17 protein-coding genes are annotated in these 13,374 nt (G+C 74.1%); 8 read left to right on the forward strand and 9 right to left on the reverse strand.

Annotation, left to right across the window (positions count from 1 at the left end):
• The first annotated feature begins 31 nt into the window (after positions 1-31).
• Complete coding sequence (locus ACFYT9_RS06760) at positions 32-352, forward strand: cupin (RefSeq protein WP_376602813.1); 321 nt, start codon at positions 32-34, stop codon at positions 350-352.
• A gap of 102 nt (positions 353-454) precedes the next feature.
• On the opposite strand, the gene ACFYT9_RS06765 is transcribed toward ACFYT9_RS06760, so the two are convergent.
• A complete protein-coding gene (locus tag ACFYT9_RS06765) occupies positions 455-1,048 on the reverse strand; it encodes a tetratricopeptide repeat protein (RefSeq protein WP_389161386.1) in 594 nt (197 codons plus the stop codon).
• Positions 1,049-1,180: 132 nt separating this feature from the next.
• Here ACFYT9_RS06765 and ACFYT9_RS06770 point away from each other — a divergent pair, with 132 nt between their 5' ends.
• Entirely contained in the window at positions 1,181-2,560 is a 1,380-nt protein-coding gene (locus ACFYT9_RS06770) for a threonine/serine exporter family protein (RefSeq protein ID WP_389161388.1), read from the forward strand.
• A gap of 94 nt (positions 2,561-2,654) precedes the next feature.
• Here ACFYT9_RS06770 and ACFYT9_RS06775 read toward each other — a convergent pair whose 3' ends face one another.
• Positions 2,655-3,140: an SRPBCC family protein gene (locus ACFYT9_RS06775; protein ID WP_387272267.1), complete on the reverse strand. Its 486-nt coding sequence runs from the start codon at positions 3,138-3,140 to the stop codon at positions 2,655-2,657.
• A 191-nt stretch (positions 3,141-3,331) separates the two neighbouring features.
• Between ACFYT9_RS06775 and ACFYT9_RS06780 the strand changes: the two genes are divergently transcribed.
• Both ACFYT9_RS06780 and ACFYT9_RS06785 read left to right on the forward strand, forming a co-directional pair.
• Positions 3,332-3,931 (forward strand): PadR family transcriptional regulator, encoded by a 600-nt coding sequence (locus ACFYT9_RS06780; protein ID WP_387272269.1) that lies wholly within the window; start codon positions 3,332-3,334, stop codon positions 3,929-3,931.
• An 87-nt stretch (positions 3,932-4,018) separates the two neighbouring features.
• Complete coding sequence (locus tag ACFYT9_RS06785) at positions 4,019-4,477, forward strand: peroxiredoxin (protein ID WP_376604597.1); 459 nt, start codon at positions 4,019-4,021, stop codon at positions 4,475-4,477.
• 154 nt (positions 4,478-4,631) lie between these two features.
• On the opposite strand, the gene ACFYT9_RS06790 is transcribed toward ACFYT9_RS06785, so the two are convergent.
• Both ACFYT9_RS06790 and ACFYT9_RS06795 read right to left on the reverse strand, forming a co-directional pair.
• Positions 4,632-5,018 (reverse strand): SHOCT domain-containing protein, encoded by a 387-nt coding sequence (locus ACFYT9_RS06790; RefSeq protein WP_387272273.1) that lies wholly within the window; start codon positions 5,016-5,018, stop codon positions 4,632-4,634.
• 5 nt (positions 5,019-5,023) lie between these two features.
• Complete coding sequence (locus ACFYT9_RS06795) at positions 5,024-5,461, reverse strand: DUF6325 family protein (protein ID WP_387272275.1); 438 nt, start codon at positions 5,459-5,461, stop codon at positions 5,024-5,026.
• Between the two features lie 187 nt (positions 5,462-5,648).
• On the opposite strand from ACFYT9_RS06795, the gene ACFYT9_RS06800 reads away from it, so the two are divergent.
• The 4 genes from ACFYT9_RS06800 to ACFYT9_RS06815 all read left to right on the forward strand — a co-directional run bounded on the left by ACFYT9_RS06800 (position 5,649) and on the right by ACFYT9_RS06815 (position 8,748).
• On the forward strand, positions 5,649-6,056 hold the full coding sequence (locus tag ACFYT9_RS06800; RefSeq protein WP_389161392.1) for an SHOCT domain-containing protein: 408 nt from the start codon (positions 5,649-5,651) through the stop codon (positions 6,054-6,056).
• Positions 6,057-6,140: 84 nt separating this feature from the next.
• Positions 6,141-6,584, forward strand: coding sequence for an RrF2 family transcriptional regulator (locus ACFYT9_RS06805; RefSeq protein WP_376605748.1), 444 nt, complete (start codon positions 6,141-6,143; stop codon positions 6,582-6,584).
• A 90-nt stretch (positions 6,585-6,674) separates the two neighbouring features.
• On the forward strand, positions 6,675-7,862 hold the full coding sequence (locus tag ACFYT9_RS06810; RefSeq protein WP_389161393.1) for a globin domain-containing protein: 1,188 nt from the start codon (positions 6,675-6,677) through the stop codon (positions 7,860-7,862).
• 121 nt (positions 7,863-7,983) lie between these two features.
• Positions 7,984-8,748 (forward strand): rod shape-determining protein MreC, encoded by a 765-nt coding sequence (locus ACFYT9_RS06815; RefSeq protein ID WP_389161395.1) that lies wholly within the window; start codon positions 7,984-7,986, stop codon positions 8,746-8,748.
• 23 nt (positions 8,749-8,771) lie between these two features.
• On the opposite strand, the gene ACFYT9_RS06820 is transcribed toward ACFYT9_RS06815, so the two are convergent.
• The 5 genes from ACFYT9_RS06820 to ACFYT9_RS06840 form a co-directional block, all read right to left on the reverse strand.
• Positions 8,772-9,143 (reverse strand): peptidase inhibitor family I36 protein, encoded by a 372-nt coding sequence (locus tag ACFYT9_RS06820; protein ID WP_389161397.1) that lies wholly within the window; start codon positions 9,141-9,143, stop codon positions 8,772-8,774.
• Positions 9,140-9,856, reverse strand: coding sequence for a hypothetical protein (locus ACFYT9_RS06825; RefSeq protein WP_389161399.1), 717 nt, complete (start codon positions 9,854-9,856; stop codon positions 9,140-9,142). The genes ACFYT9_RS06820 and ACFYT9_RS06825 overlap by 4 nt, the downstream gene beginning before the upstream one ends.
• A gap of 430 nt (positions 9,857-10,286) precedes the next feature.
• Entirely contained in the window at positions 10,287-11,072 is a 786-nt protein-coding gene (locus ACFYT9_RS06830; protein WP_387272287.1) for a polysaccharide deacetylase family protein, read from the reverse strand.
• A gap of 258 nt (positions 11,073-11,330) precedes the next feature.
• On the reverse strand, positions 11,331-11,705 hold the full coding sequence (locus tag ACFYT9_RS06835; protein ID WP_389161401.1) for a hypothetical protein: 375 nt from the start codon (positions 11,703-11,705) through the stop codon (positions 11,331-11,333).
• Positions 11,706-11,781: 76 nt separating this feature from the next.
• Positions 11,782-13,329 (reverse strand): ATP-dependent DNA ligase, encoded by a 1,548-nt coding sequence (locus ACFYT9_RS06840; protein WP_389161403.1) that lies wholly within the window; start codon positions 13,327-13,329, stop codon positions 11,782-11,784.
• Positions 13,330-13,374 lie beyond the last annotated feature (45 nt).

Below are 13,374 nucleotides of genomic sequence, written 5' to 3' on the forward strand. Positions count from 1 at the left end.
CGCGCGCGGACGCAGCCGCGAGGCTGGGGGTATGAACGTGGACCTCACCGCCCTCGCCGACGAGCACCTGGCCACCGCCCGCACCGCCCCGCACGGGCGCAGCGCCCATCTGGTGCTGCACGACGGGGTGCTGCGGCAGACCGTGATCGCGCTCACCGCCGGCACGGCTCTGGACGAGCACAACGCCCCTCCGGCGGCGAGCCTCCAGGTGCTCACCGGCCGGGTGCGGCTGACCACGCACGGCTGGGCGGACGAACTGGCCGCCGGCGCGCTGCGGGAGATCCCGAAGGAACGCCACGGGCTGACCGCCGTCGAGGACTCCGCCGTGCTGCTGACCGCGGTCAACGACTGAGCTCCGGCCGCGGGCGGCGCTCAGTCGTCGAGCGCCGGCCGCGGCCGGCGCGGGCGGCCGGCGCGGGCGGCCGGGCGCCCTCGCCCGCCGTTGGCGTGCCCGTCATCCGATCGCGTCGAGGTCCCGCGCGTAGTGCTCGATGGCCGGGCGGTACTCCCGTACGGAAGGATCCTCGCTCGTGGCGGCGAGGAGGGTCAGGAGCAGCCGTACGGAGTCGTGGTGGCGGCCGGTGTTGTACAGGGCCATCGCGAGGAAGGCGCGGAGGGCGCCGTCCTCCGGGAACTCCGCCGTCGCCGGTTCGAGCAGGCCGACCGCGTCCTCGTACCGGCCGAGGGTCCGGTAGGTGCTGCCGAGGCCGAGGAGCGCGCCGCGCCGGTCGTCGGCGGTGAGGCCGGGGCCGGCGAGCGCGGTCTCGTAGTACGGCACGGCTTCGGCCTCCAGGCCGAGGACGTCATGCGCCCAGGCGGCCTGGTAGGCGACCTCCGCGTCGCCGGGGAGGCGCGCGGCGAGGGAGACCAGCCGTTCGCGCGCCTCCTCCCGGCGGCCTCCGGCGCGGAGGGCGACCGCCTCCTCCAGCAGACGGTCGCGCTCGCCGGGGACGAGGGCGGTGCCGGGGGCGAGGCCGGTGCCGGGATCCGTCTCGGGGGCGGTGCCGGGATCGGTCTCAGGGGCGGTACCGGAGGGGGTGTCCTTCATCCGGTCATGATGGCAGCGGTGCGTACGCACCGGCGGGGCCGGGGGCGGGATCTGACGCTCCGTCCTTCGACACCGACCCACCCGCGCACCCCCTGCTAACGTTCGCGAATGCGCCTTTTGCCCCGATTTGATATGCGTGGTCTCGCGCGGCGGGTGGCAGCGCTGCGGCCCCGGCGGCGCACCGGCACGGTCACGCTCCCCGAGGACGAGACGGCCGGGCGGGAACGGCTGAGGGACCTCGCCGCGCTCCTCTGCGAGCTCGGCTCCGACCTGTTGCGGGCCGCCGAGCGCAGCTCCGAGGTCGAACGGACGCTGCACGATGTCGCCGCGCGCTACGGCACCCGGGCGCGCTGCTTCGTGGTGCCGACCGGGCTGTTCGTGCGGGTCGGCGGCGGTCCCGACGGGCGCGGCGGCGAGCTCGACTTCGCCCCCGTCGAGGGGCCCGACCTGCGGCTCGACCAGGTGGAGGCGCTCCAGGCGCTGGTCACCCGGATGCTCGCGGAGGAGGTTCCCTTCGAAGAGGTGCGCCGGGCGCTGCGGCGCAACCGCGAGCGGCCGGAGCGGTTCAGCCCGTCGGCCACCGTCTTCGGTTACGTGCTGCTGACGGTCGGACTCGGCACCATGCGGCACGCGACCCTGCCCGCCATCGCCGGGTACGCGGTGCTCGGCGCCGGCGTCGGTCTGCTGCGCCTGTTCGGCGACCGGCTGCCCTCGGCCCGTACCGCACTGCCGGTGGTCACCGCCATCCTGGTCACCGCCGCCGCGCTCCGGTGGGCCGGCCCCCTGTTGCACGAGAACCCCGCCGTGCTCTACGTCCCGCCGCTCATCGCCTTCCTGCCGGGTGCGGCGCTCACCCTCGGCGCGATCGAGCTCGCCACCGGGGCCGCGCTGTCCGGGATCTCCCGGTTGGCCGGCGCGGTCAGCGTCCTGCTGCTGCTCTCGCTCGGCATCCTGGTCGGCTCCGAACTGCTGCGGGCGCACCCCTCGGGCGGAAAGGCGGCGGAACCGCTCGGCGCGTGGGCGCCGTGGGCGGGGGTGCTGCTGCTCGGCTTCGGCTTCCTGCTGTACTTCTCCGCGCCGCCTCGGGTGACCGGCTGGCTGCTCGGCGCGCTCCTCGTCGAACGGCTGGTGCAGTCGACCGCGTCCGAGCTGGCCGGGGCGGCCTTCGGCGCCTTCGCCGCCGGGGCGGTCCTGCCGCCGATGGCGACCTGGATCGAGAAGCGCTCCCGCACCCCCGACCAGGTGGTCTTCCTGCCCTGCTTCTGGCTCCTGGTCCCGGGTGCGATCGGGCTCACGGGCGTCTCGGAGATCATCGTGGAGAAGGACACCGGCGGCGGCCTGAACAGCCTGGTCGGCACCGTGATCACGGTGGCCGCGATCGCCCTCGGCGTGCTCGTGGGAGCCGGTCTCCAGCGCCGACCCCGGCTGCTGCTCGGCGAACCCGTGCCGAGCGGCCCCGCCCCCGGCCCGGAGAACCCCCGGTCCGAGGCCGCGGACGGCTCCGGGGGATGACGCGGAGCAGCCGGCCGTCCCGGTGGACCCGCGTCTCGTGCGACCCGCGGCCGATGCGGCGGGCGCGAGGGGCCTGGACCATGACTCGAAGGGGTCAGCGAGGCGGGTCCGGAAGCTCCTCGCCGGTCTCCAGGAGCGACTTCAGGCTGGAGACGATCGCGGGCCAGCCCTCTCCGATGAGCCCGCGCATGATGCCGTCCGGCTCCAGGCCGCTGTGCGTGACGGTCAGCCGGACCATGTCCCCGGAGGGTTCGACGGTGAAGGTGACCGTGGACCGGCGCTCGCGGGAGAGGGGTCCGTACACCTCGTCGTCCAGGCCGACGGCCTTCGCCCATTCGGGGGTGAAGGTGTGCCAGGTGTACGCGAGGAGGCGACCCGGGACGGCCTCGACGACGACCTGCTCGGGGTCGGCGGTCCTGCGGTCGCCCTCGTCCCAGACCATCGTCGCGCCGGGGGTCCACTCCGTCTCGAAGGCCACGCCCCAGTAGCGTCGGGTCAGTTCCGGCTCCGTCAGCGCCTTCCAGAGGTCGTCCGGGGTGGTCCTGATGTAGCTGGTGTAGACGTACGCGTCGGTGTCCATGGCGCTGCTCGCTCCTCCGGCTTCCCCCGGTCGTCTCCCCCGCGGTGTCCTGGTGATCCAGCGTAGGCAGGCCCCGGGTCGGGGTGCCAGACAAGAGGGTGCGGACCGGGGGCCGCGGGCCCGGACCGTGGATGTTGCGGTCGTTGAATAGGTGCGGAGGAAACTATTCAACGGACTGCTAGCGTGTCCGGATGTCGCTCAAGCACGCCGTCCTCGCAGCTCTCCTGGAGGGCGAGGCATCCGGCTACGACCTGGCCAAGATCTTCGACGTGTCCGTCGCCAACTTCTGGGCCGCCACTCCCCAGCAGCTCTACCGCGAGCTCGACCGGCTCTCCGAGGCCGGGCTCATCACCGCCCGGGTCGTCGAGCAGGAACGGCGCCCGAACAAGCGGATGTTCAGCCTCACTCCGGAGGGACACCGGGACCTCGGAGCGTTCACCTCCACGGCGCCGCGGCCGCTGGCGGTGCGCGACGAGCTGATGGTGCAGGTGCAGGCGTGCGACGGCGGTGACACGGAGGCCGTGCGGGGCTTCGTGGCAGGGCGGATGGACGTCTCGCGGGAGAAGCTGGCGCGGTACGACCGCCTGCGGGAGTGGCTGCTGGACGGGCGGGACGAGGAGACGTATCTGCGCGAGTCGGAGCGCGTCGGGCCGTATCTGACGCTGATGCGCGGCCGGTTGCTGGAGGAGGAGAACCTCCGGTGGAGCGAGCGGGTGCTCGCGGTCCTCGACGCGCGGATCGCCGCCGGCCGGGGCGGCGACGGGGTGACGCCGACTCCTACCCTGAGGTAGAACTCTCGGGTAGCCCGCCGGGGAGGCCGGAGGGTACGGGCAGGGCGTACGCCGCGAAGCCGGCGCGCCCGACGAAGGGGCGGACCCATGAACGTCGGTGACCTCGTCGAGGACTTCACCCTTCCGGATGAGACCGGCACCCCGCGCTCCCTCTCCGGGCTGCTCGAGGAGGGGCCAGTCGTGCTCTTCTTCTACCCGGCGGCGATGACGCCCGGCTGCACCGCCGAGGCGTGCCACTTCCGCGACCTGGCCGCCGAGTTCCGCGCGGCGGGCGCGCTGCCCGTGGGGGTCAGCGGGGACGTCGTGGAGAAGCAGCGGGAGTTCACCGAGCGCCACTCGCTGGGCTATCCGCTGCTCTCCGACCCCGAGGGCGCCGTGCGCGAGCGCTTCGGTGTGCGGCGCGGCTTCTCGCTGGCCCCGACGAAGCGGGTCACGTTCGTGATCGGACAGGACCGACGGGTGCGCGAGGTGGTCCGCAGCGAGCTGCGGATGAGCGCCCACGCGGACCGTGCGCTCGCCGCGCTGGCGGCGCTGCGCGCCTCCTGATTCCGGCCTTCGGATTCCCGCGCCCGGACTCCCGCGCCTTGGGGCCGGTCTCCGGAGGCTCGCGCCCTGAAGCACGCGCCCTGTCGCCGGCTGCCCGAGTCCCGCGCCCCGACGCCCGCTGCTCTGGTTCCGCACCCTGGCGCCCGCGCACTGCTCAGACTCCGAGCAGCTTGGCCTTCGCCGCGGCGAACTCCTCGGGGGTGAGCAGTCCCCGCTCGACCAGTGCGGCGAGGCGGGTCAGCTGCTCCGTGAGTCCTCCGGGGTCCTGTCCGCCCGTCTGGGGCGCCGACGCGGGCTGTGGGGGCGGGGGCGGCGCGGCGGCCGGCGGCGGGGACTGGAACTGTGGGGCCTGTTGCGGCTGCTGGGCCTGCTGCGACTGGAGGTCGGCGATGGCCTGCTCCTGGTCCTGCTCGCGGCGGGAGGCCCTGGCGGCGCTGCGGCCGGCGGCGTACGCGGCTCCGCCGACGAGCGCGCCGCGCAGCAGCGGGGCTCCCGCCGGCCGGATCACCGGGCGGGCGAGGGGGCGTCGTCGCATGAACATGCCGGTCAGCTCCTTCCGGCGGCCGCGGTGACCGCCTCCTCGTAGGCGGCACGCGCCGCTTCCACATGGGCGTCGGGGACCGGGACGCGGGCGGCGACGCGGCCGCCCGCCTCCTGGATCGCCTCGGCCGCCCGCGCGGCCCAGATGTGCTCGACCAGCAGCATCAGCGCGCAGGAGCCCGGCTCCAGCGACTGGGCGACCTCGGCCGCGTCCTCGGGGCCGAGGAGGTTCGCCTCCGGGCCGATCTCCGCCGTGGCCTCGTCGAACTCGTCGTACTCGATCAGTTCGGAGGTGGAGACCTCCCCGCCCGACGCCCTGACCACCACGAGCGAGTCGATCAGACGGACCTGTCCCTCCTTGCGGAGCTCGGCGATCGCGGCGACGGCCGACACCTTCAGCCGCTCCCCCGGAAAGGCGAGCACGACACATTCCACCGGTCCCATGGCACTCCGCTCCTCGTCGTCCCCGCGGACCGCCGTCCGCGCACGGGAGTTCCCATCCGAACACGGCGCCGGGCGGGTCGCACGCGGAGCCCGGACGGACCTCCACGACATGCGGGGTCGGGCCGGACGGGTGAGACTCGCTCCAACGCGCGGCCCTCCCGGCCGCGAGGGAACGGAGTGCGCAGGAATGGACGACTACCCCCTCCTGAACGTCTTCTGGACGATGCTGTGGTTCTTCCTCTGGATCATGTGGCTCTTCCTGCTCTTCAAGGTCATCACGGACATCTTCCGGGACCACGATCTGAACGGCTGGGGCAAGGCGGGATGGCTCATCTTCTGCATCCTGCTGCCCTACCTGGGCGTCCTCGTCTACGTCATCGCCCGCGGCAAGGGCATGGGCCTCCGTGACGCCAAGCAGGCGAAGGAGGCGGAATCCCGCTTCCAGGAGTACATCCGGCAGACGGCCGGCACCCAGGCCGCGGCGAACGCCACCACGAGCACGACGGACGAGCTGGCTCGGCTCGCGGACCTCAGGGCGAAGGGCGCGATCTCCGAGGAGGAGTTCCAGCAGGCGAAGACCAAGATCCTCGCCTGAGCCGTTCCGCCTCGACGAGCGACCCCGTATCCCGGACCGCACCCTTAATGCGAGTCCGGGATACCGCTTTGATACGGTCGGTTCGTGAGGTTGACCAAGTTCACCGACCTGGCCCTGCGCGCCGTGATGCGCCTGGCCGTCGCCGCCGACGAGGAGCCCGTCACCACGCGCACGGTGGCGGAGGAGATGGCCGTGCCGCACGCCCACATGGCGAAGGTGGTCACCCGGCTCCAGCACCTCGGCGTGGTGGAGGCCCGGCGCGGACGCGGGGGCGGGCTCGCGCTCACCGACTTCGGCCGGCGCTCCTCGGTGGGCTGGCTGACCAGGACGCTGGAGGGCGAGGAGGAGGTCGTCGGCTGCGAGGCCGACCCGCCGTGCCCGCTGCGGGCGGCCTGCCGGCTGCGGGGCGCGCTGCGGGAGGCGCAGGACGCCTTCTACCGCACGCTCGACCCGCTGACGGTGGCCGATCTCGTACGGTCCCCGACCGGCCCGGTCCTGCTCTCCCTCACTCCCCGCCCTCCGGCGTGACCGCCGGCCCCCCGGGGTGACGCCACCGGCGTCGCCCCGGATACACCTTCGCTTTAAATGCGTAGATCATCTACCAGATTGAGAGTTCCGATGCTGTCCGAGCAGGCCGTTCCCGTCGTCCGCGCCACGCTGCCCGCCGTCGGCGGAGCACTCGACGCGATCACCGAGCGCTTCTACGGGCGTCTCTTCGCCGCCCGTCCCGAGCTCCTGCGCGACCTCTTCAACCGGGGCAACCAGGCCAGCGGCGACCAGCGCAAGGCGCTCGCCGGCTCCATAGCCGCGTTCGCCGTCGCCCTCCTGGAGCACCCCGACACCCGCCCCGACACCCTGCTCTCCCGCATCGCGCACAAGCACGCCTCGCTCGGTGTCACCGCTGACCAGTACAAGATCGTGCACGAGCACCTCTTCGCCGCGATCGTCGAGGTGCTCGGCGAGGCCGTCACCCCCGAGGTCGCCCGGGCGTGGGACGAGGTCTACTGGCTGATGGCGAACGCGCTCATCGCCCTGGAGAGCCGCCTCTACCAGGAGGCGGGCGTCGAGGACGGCCGGGTCTGGCGCCCGGTACGGATCGCCGAGCGGCGCGAGGAGACCGCCGACACCGTCTCCCTCACGCTCACGGACCCGGACGGCTCGCCGCTGCCCCGCTTCCTGCCCGGCCAGTACGTGAGCGTGCGCGTCGCGCTCCCGGACGGCGCCCACCAGATCCGCCAGTACAGCCTCTCCTCCGCCCCCGGCCGCCCCACGTGGCGGATCACGGTGAAGCGGGTCGACGGCGACCCGGCGGGCGAGGTCTCGAACCAGCTCCACGCCCACGCCACCGCCGGTGACCTCCTGGAGGTCTCCGCGCCCTTCGGCGACCTGGTGCTGCCCGAGGGCGACGGCCCGTTGTTGCTCGCCTCCGCGGGCATCGGCAGCACCCCGATGCTCGCCATGCTCGACCACCTGGCCGCCACCGGCGCCGGGCGCCCGGTCGTCGTCGTGCACGCCGACCGCTCCCCCGACGCGCACGCCCACGCCGAGGAGCTGCGCGCGCTCGTCGGCAGGCTCCCGGAGGGGAGCCTGCACCTCTGGTACGAGGAGCCGGGCGCGTCCGGAGCCCGCGCGGGCCGCGCCGACGTGACCGCGCTGGAGCTCCCGGCCGGCACGAGCGCCTACCTCTGCGGTCCGCTCCCCTTCCTGCGGGCGGTCCGCGGGGACCTCGTCGCCTCCGGCGTCGCCCCGGCCGACGTCCACTACGAGGTCTTCGGCCCGGACCTCTGGCTCGGCGCCTCGGCCTGACCCGAGCCCGACCATGATCCTTCGATCCTGAAGCACCATGGCGTTCCCGCTGCGGATCCTGCATAGTGTGGGCGCGGATCGGCCTCGTAATCAGTGGGCCGACAGGGAATGGACGGAAGCGATGGGATCGTACGGAGCGGGTGGCACCCACCTGGACGCGCGGCGGCCGGTACGGGGGATCGCCCTCGACATCGGCAGCTCACGGACACGGGCCTGGGCCCCGGGGGCGGGCGTCTTCGCCGACGTGCCGAGTGCGGCCGTCCGGCGCGACGGGGCGGCGGACGACTCCTCCCAGCTGCTGCTCCTCAAGCGACTGGCCGCCTCCGCCCCAGGCGGCCCGAGCCACGACACCGTCGTGATGCTGACCCATCCGGTGCTCGCCGCCCCCGCCGAGCGCGAGGCGGTCCGCCGGGTGGTCGACGGGCTCGGCCCCGTCCGGGTGATCGCCGTCGACAGCGCCCGCGCCGCGGCCGCCTACGCGGCTCCGCCCGGCGGCGGTCCGCTGCTCGTGGTGGACCTCGGCGCCCGGCTGACCGAGGTCACGCTGGTCGTGGACGGACAGGTGCAGGACGCCCGGCTCGCGGAGCTCGGCGTGGACGATCCGCCCGCGCACGGCGGGGTGCCGGAGGCGGTGGCCGGCACGGCCGCCGACATGGTCAGCGACATGTGGCGCGAGGACGGCACCGGCGCGGTCCGCGGTGCGCTGCGCCGCGGGGTGCTGGTGACCGGCGGCGGCGCGCTCCGCCTCGACGTGACCGCGCGGCTCGCGCAGGTGCTGCGCGGCCGAGTGCGGCTGGCCAACGACCCGGCGACCAGCGTGGTGCGGGGCGCCGGTCTGATGCTGGCCTCGGCCCTGCGGCACCCGGGGGCCCGGCGCACCCCGTGACCGGGGGCGCGCCGGGGCCGGGATCAGCAGCCGGTCGCCCAGATGTGGGAGTCGCCGCGGTCGTTGGCCGCGCCGTTGTACCCCACCTCCTGTCCCGGCGCGAGGCAGATGGTCATGCTCCCGCCCTGCCAGGCGTTCTCGTAGACGCGGACGTGGTCCTTGATGCCGGGGCCGGAGATGCCGTGGTTGGCCCAGGAGGAGTCGGTGTCGGAGATCCAGCTCTCCCACCAGCCGTCGTCACCGCTCCAGTTGGCCCGCTGCCCGCCGAAGTTCGCTTCCTGCCAGACGCAGAAGTGGCCGGAGGGGCATTCGGCGGCGGTGGCGGGGCCGGCGACGGCGAGGCCGGTGGTGAGGGCGAGCAGGGCGGCGGCCGTGGTGGCCAGGATGCGCTTCACGAGGGGGCGTTGCCTTTCCGTGGTGGGGTGGGCGCGGGCAGTCGGACCGCCCGCAGCAGCGCGCGGTCGCGCAACTGCCGGTAGGTGGTGAGCTCGTCGCGGTGCAGGGTGCGCACCTCGGTCAGCTCGGCGCGCTCCAGGCGGGCGCGGGTCTCGTCGAGGCCGGTCTCCCGCGCGCAGCGGGCGGCGTCCACGGGGTCGGGTCGGGCGGGCCGGGGCCGGCCGGGCGGTGCGACGCACGCGGTCCAGCGGTCGAGGGCGGCCCTGTGGGCGGGATCGTCCCGGTAGCGCGCCTGGGCCTCGGCGCGGAGGTTGTCGACGACGACCTGCGCGCGGAACCAGCGGTACTGGTCGCCGTAGAGGCGGTCGCGGGCGACGGCGAGGCAACCGTCGCTGTGCGCGGTGACGGTGGCTCCGGTGGCGAGCGTCACGGAGAGTTCGCGCGGGCCGGTGCCGAAGAGGGCGACCTGGAGGGTCCGGTCCTCGGCGGGTGCGCGGGGCTCGGCGGTCGCCTGGATGCCGCGCCCGGCGAGGCAGTCGTCGACGAAGCGCCGCTCCGCCGCCTTGAGGAGCGCGTCCTGCTCCGTGCGCGCGACCGGGACGGCGGCCCGATGTTGCAGGTCGGGGCCGACGGAGGTACAGCCGGTGAGCAGGGCCAGCGCGGCGGCGGCCGGCACGGCACGGCGGGCGAGCGGTGTGGTGGCGAGCGGCATGAGTCCCCCTTCGCGCCGTGGCGCGGTGCCTGGTCGGCGGGCCGGAGGATGATCGCCGGCCGGCCCGAACGATCACTGCCCGTGACCACGGCGGCCATGCCCGAGGTCACTCGAACGGGTCGAACGCGCCGTTGCGCGCGCCCCTCGGGCGCCGTGCGCGCGCAGCTCCGGAGCTGGACCCGGGCATGCCGTGGACACACCCTCGGGGATGCCCCCGGACATGGTGAGGCCCCGGCTGGACGGGGGATTCCAGCCGGGGCCGATCACCATGACGGGCGAAGGGCGGTCCACTCTGGGGGGGAACCTGGGGACCGGGCCCCTCCGCCGTCACATAAAGGAGAACGGCGGACCTTTTCCGAATGTTCCGGGCGGTCCGGGGTGAACGGTGTGAGTCGGCTCACCTGCCGCGGGGCGGGCCCGGTGGCGGTCGTCAGTCCTTCTCGGGCCGGTAGACGGCTCCCGCGCGGGCGGTGCCGGGGGCGAGCAGTTCGGGGACGGTGACGAAGGTGTAGCCGCGGTTCCGGAGTTCGTCGATGATCTCGGGGACGGCGGGGACGGTGCCGTCGTAGATGTCGTGGAGCAGGATGATGCCGTCGCGGTGTGCCTGGGTGAGGACGCGTTCGCGTATCAGACCCGAGTCGGTGGTGGAGTAGTCCTTGGCCGTGATGCTCCAGAGGATCTGGGCGAGGCCCAGCTCGCGGCTGACGTCGCCGACGGTGGAGTCGGTGCGACCCTGGGGCGGGCGCATGAGGACGGGCTTGCGGCCGGTGATCTTCTCGATGGCGTCCTGGGTCCGGGACAGCTCCTCGCGCACCTCGGCCTCGTCGAGGTCGGTGAGGATCTGGTGCGTCCAGGTGTGGTTGGCGACCTCGTGGCCCTCGTCCGCGATGCGCCGGACGACCTTCGGGTAGCGGTCGACGTGCTTGCGCCCGAGGAGGAAGAAGGTGGCCGGGACCTGCTTCTCCTTGAGGATGTCGAGCAGGTGCGGCGTGTCCTTGCCGGGACCGGCGTCGAAGGTGAGCGCGATGCACTTCACCTCGGCGCAGTCGACCCGGCGGGTCTCGGTGCCCGCCTTGCCGTCGTCCCCTGACTCGGCCCGCGCCTCCTGCGGCGTCACAGTGTCCATGGCGCAGCCGCCCAGCGTGAGCATGAGCGTGGCGGCGGCGAGCAGGGCGGCGGTCCTCCCACCGCGGCGGCCCGGCCTGGATCGGAACATGGTGGTACCCGCTTTCCCCGGTTTCGTGTGCGTCGTGGCCACGCACCGCCTGGTCAGGGCAGGTGCGCCAAATGGCCGACGTGAACTCTACACACGGTGTATACCGGGGCCGGAAGGGGGGTCTCCCCTTCCGGGAGAGCACACCTCCCCCGCTACGCCCGTCCCCCTCCGGGCATGGCTCGGCCCCGGGCGGCGCCCGTCCGCTCCGCCCGGGGTGTCCCTGTCACGCCTTCGCCGGCCAAGGCCGGCGCGGCGCGGTCAGCGGGAGGCGAGGAGCAGTCGCGCCTCGGTCTCCTGGTCGCCGGAGACCGCCTGGTGGGACTCGATGTCGAAGCCGGCGGCGAGCACCTTCTCGACCTCGGAGACGGCTTGGTATCCGCCGGTCAGCAAGGCACCGACCTTGCCGGCGAGCCGAGGGGGTCGCACCTCCTCACGCTGTCCGCCGGAGGTGTCGAAGGTGGCCATCCACACGGTGGCGACCGGCGTCGTGCCGGAAGGGCTCGGGGGCTCCAGGTCCTCCAGCCGGTAGTAGTGGTCGAGGACCTCGAACACGGCCCGCGCGTCCTCCTGGCGGCAGTCGCTCAGCTGGACGGTGACGTCGGTGTCGATGTGCAAGTCGTACACGTCGCTCATCTCCTCGCGGCAGGCTTGCCACCTTCCAGCATCCCCCTCGTGCCCCGCCGCGTCGACGGCTCCCGTCCCGCCGCCGTCAGCCCGCGGCGAGGAGCGAGTCGACGGTGTCGGCCTCGGCCGCGGACTTGTCCGGGCGGTGGCGGAGGACCCGGGCGAAGCGGAGGGTGATGCCGGCCGGGTAGCGGGTGGAGCGCTGGAGACCGTCGTACGCGATCTCCACGACCAGTTCGGGGCGGACCGTCACGGTGAAGCCGTCGTCCTCGACGGCCAGCTCGCTCAGGCGGGTGGTCTGCCAGCCGAGCATCTGGTCGGTGAGCCCCTTGAAGGTCTTGCCGAGCATGACGAAGCCGCCGTCGCCCGTGCGGGCGCCGAGGTGGAGGTTGGACAGGTAGCCGGTGCGACGGCCGTGGCCCCGCTCGGCGGCGAGGACGACGAGGTCGACCGTGTGCACGGGCTTCACCTTGAGCCAGGTGCGGCCTCGCCGGCCCGCCACGTAGGGCGCGTCGAGCGCCTTGAGGAGGACGCCTTCGTGGCCCCGGGCCAGGGTGTCGGCGAGGAACCGCTCGGCCGCCTGCCGCTGCGCCGGGTCGTCGGGGGCCGTCACCTCGAAGCGGCGGACCCGGCGCTCCGCGGGCAGCAGTCGTGCGAGGACCGCGTTCCGGGCGCGGCCGGGACGGTCGACGAGGGGCTCGCCGTCGGCGGCGAGGACGTCGAAGAAGACCGGGGTCAGCGGGAGAGCGGCGCGGGCGCCGGTGACGTCGGTGCGGGAGCCGACTCGCCCGGCGATGGACTGGAAGGCCGCCGGGCGGCCGGTGGCGGGGTCGAGGGCGATCAGCTCGCCGTCGAGGATGAACAACTCCGACGGAACCTCGCGGGCGACGGCCACGACCTCCGGCAGGCGGGCGGTGATGTCGTCGAGCGAGCGCGTGTGGACCCGTACCTCCGCTTCGTCGCGGTGCACCTGGATCCGGATGCCGTCCAGCTTCTCCTCGACCGCGCACGGCCCCAGCGCCTCCACCGCCTCGACGACGGATCCCGCCGTGTGCGCGAGCATCGGCTGCACGGGCCGGCCGACCCGCAGGGTGAACCGGTCCAGGGCGGCCCGCCCGTCCGCGAGGACCGCCTGCGCCACCGGCGGCAGCGAGCCTTCCAGCATCACGGCCCGCCGCAGTTCGGCGGCCGGCACCTCCGCGGCCTTGGCGACGCCCTCCAACGCGACGGCGTCGAGCGCACCCTGCCGCACCTCGCCGGAGAGCAGGCGCACCAGCAGCTCCTGCTCCTCGACGGTCGCCGCCGCGCACAACTCCCTGACGCGGCGCGTCCGTTCCGCCTGGGAGCCGGGACCGGCCACGGCCGCCAGCTCGTCCATCGCCGCGTCCACCTCGGCCAGGGTCAGCGCCGGCGCGGCCGCCGGGGGCACCGCAGGCGGCACGACCTCCTTCAGCGTGCTCCAGCCGACCCCGATGCGACCCTGCGGCAGCCGGCCCGAGAGGTAGGCGATGACCAGGAGGCTCTCCTCGGGCGTGGCCTCGGCGAAGAGCTCGGCGAGCAGGGCGGTCTTCCGCGACCTCGCCGAGGCGGCGGCGACCTGGAGGGAGACCTCCGCGACCCGGGCCAGCAACATGCCCCCATCGTCACCGGACCTCCCCGCCGCCGCACCCGCAGGCCC

The sequence above is a fragment of the Streptomyces sp. NPDC004435 genome (genome assembly GCF_042873895.1).
GTDB lineage: Bacteria > Actinomycetota > Actinomycetes > Streptomycetales > Streptomycetaceae > Streptomyces.

Coding starts and splice junctions, on each gene's coding strand:
- ACFYT9_RS06775 (WP_387272267.1), bottom strand. CDS start 3,140: ATGGACACCGACGCGTACGTCTACACCAGCTACATCAGGACCACCCCG.
- ACFYT9_RS06835 (WP_389161401.1), bottom strand. CDS start 11,705: ATGAGCGACGTGTACGACTTGCACATCGACACCGACGTCACCGTCCAG.
- ACFYT9_RS06780 (WP_387272269.1), top strand. CDS start 3,332: ATGTCGCTCAAGCACGCCGTCCTCGCAGCTCTCCTGGAGGGCGAGGCA.
- ACFYT9_RS06840 (WP_389161403.1), bottom strand. CDS start 13,329: ATGTTGCTGGCCCGGGTCGCGGAGGTCTCCCTCCAGGTCGCCGCCGCC.
- ACFYT9_RS06815 (WP_389161395.1), top strand. CDS start 7,984: ATGGGATCGTACGGAGCGGGTGGCACCCACCTGGACGCGCGGCGGCCG.
- ACFYT9_RS06795 (WP_387272275.1), bottom strand. CDS start 5,461: ATGGGACCGGTGGAATGTGTCGTGCTCGCCTTTCCGGGGGAGCGGCTG.
- ACFYT9_RS06825 (WP_389161399.1), bottom strand. CDS start 9,856: ATGCCGCTCGCCACCACACCGCTCGCCCGCCGTGCCGTGCCGGCCGCC.
- ACFYT9_RS06765 (WP_389161386.1), bottom strand. CDS start 1,048: ATGAAGGACACCCCCTCCGGTACCGCCCCTGAGACCGATCCCGGCACC.
- ACFYT9_RS06830 (WP_387272287.1), bottom strand. CDS start 11,072: ATGTTCCGATCCAGGCCGGGCCGCCGCGGTGGGAGGACCGCCGCCCTG.
- ACFYT9_RS06760 (WP_376602813.1), top strand. CDS start 32: ATGAACGTGGACCTCACCGCCCTCGCCGACGAGCACCTGGCCACCGCC.
- ACFYT9_RS06800 (WP_389161392.1), top strand. CDS start 5,649: ATGGACGACTACCCCCTCCTGAACGTCTTCTGGACGATGCTGTGGTTC.
- ACFYT9_RS06810 (WP_389161393.1), top strand. CDS start 6,675: ATGCTGTCCGAGCAGGCCGTTCCCGTCGTCCGCGCCACGCTGCCCGCC.
- ACFYT9_RS06770 (WP_389161388.1), top strand. CDS start 1,181: ATGCGTGGTCTCGCGCGGCGGGTGGCAGCGCTGCGGCCCCGGCGGCGC.
- ACFYT9_RS06790 (WP_387272273.1), bottom strand. CDS start 5,018: ATGTTCATGCGACGACGCCCCCTCGCCCGCCCGGTGATCCGGCCGGCG.
- ACFYT9_RS06785 (WP_376604597.1), top strand. CDS start 4,019: ATGAACGTCGGTGACCTCGTCGAGGACTTCACCCTTCCGGATGAGACC.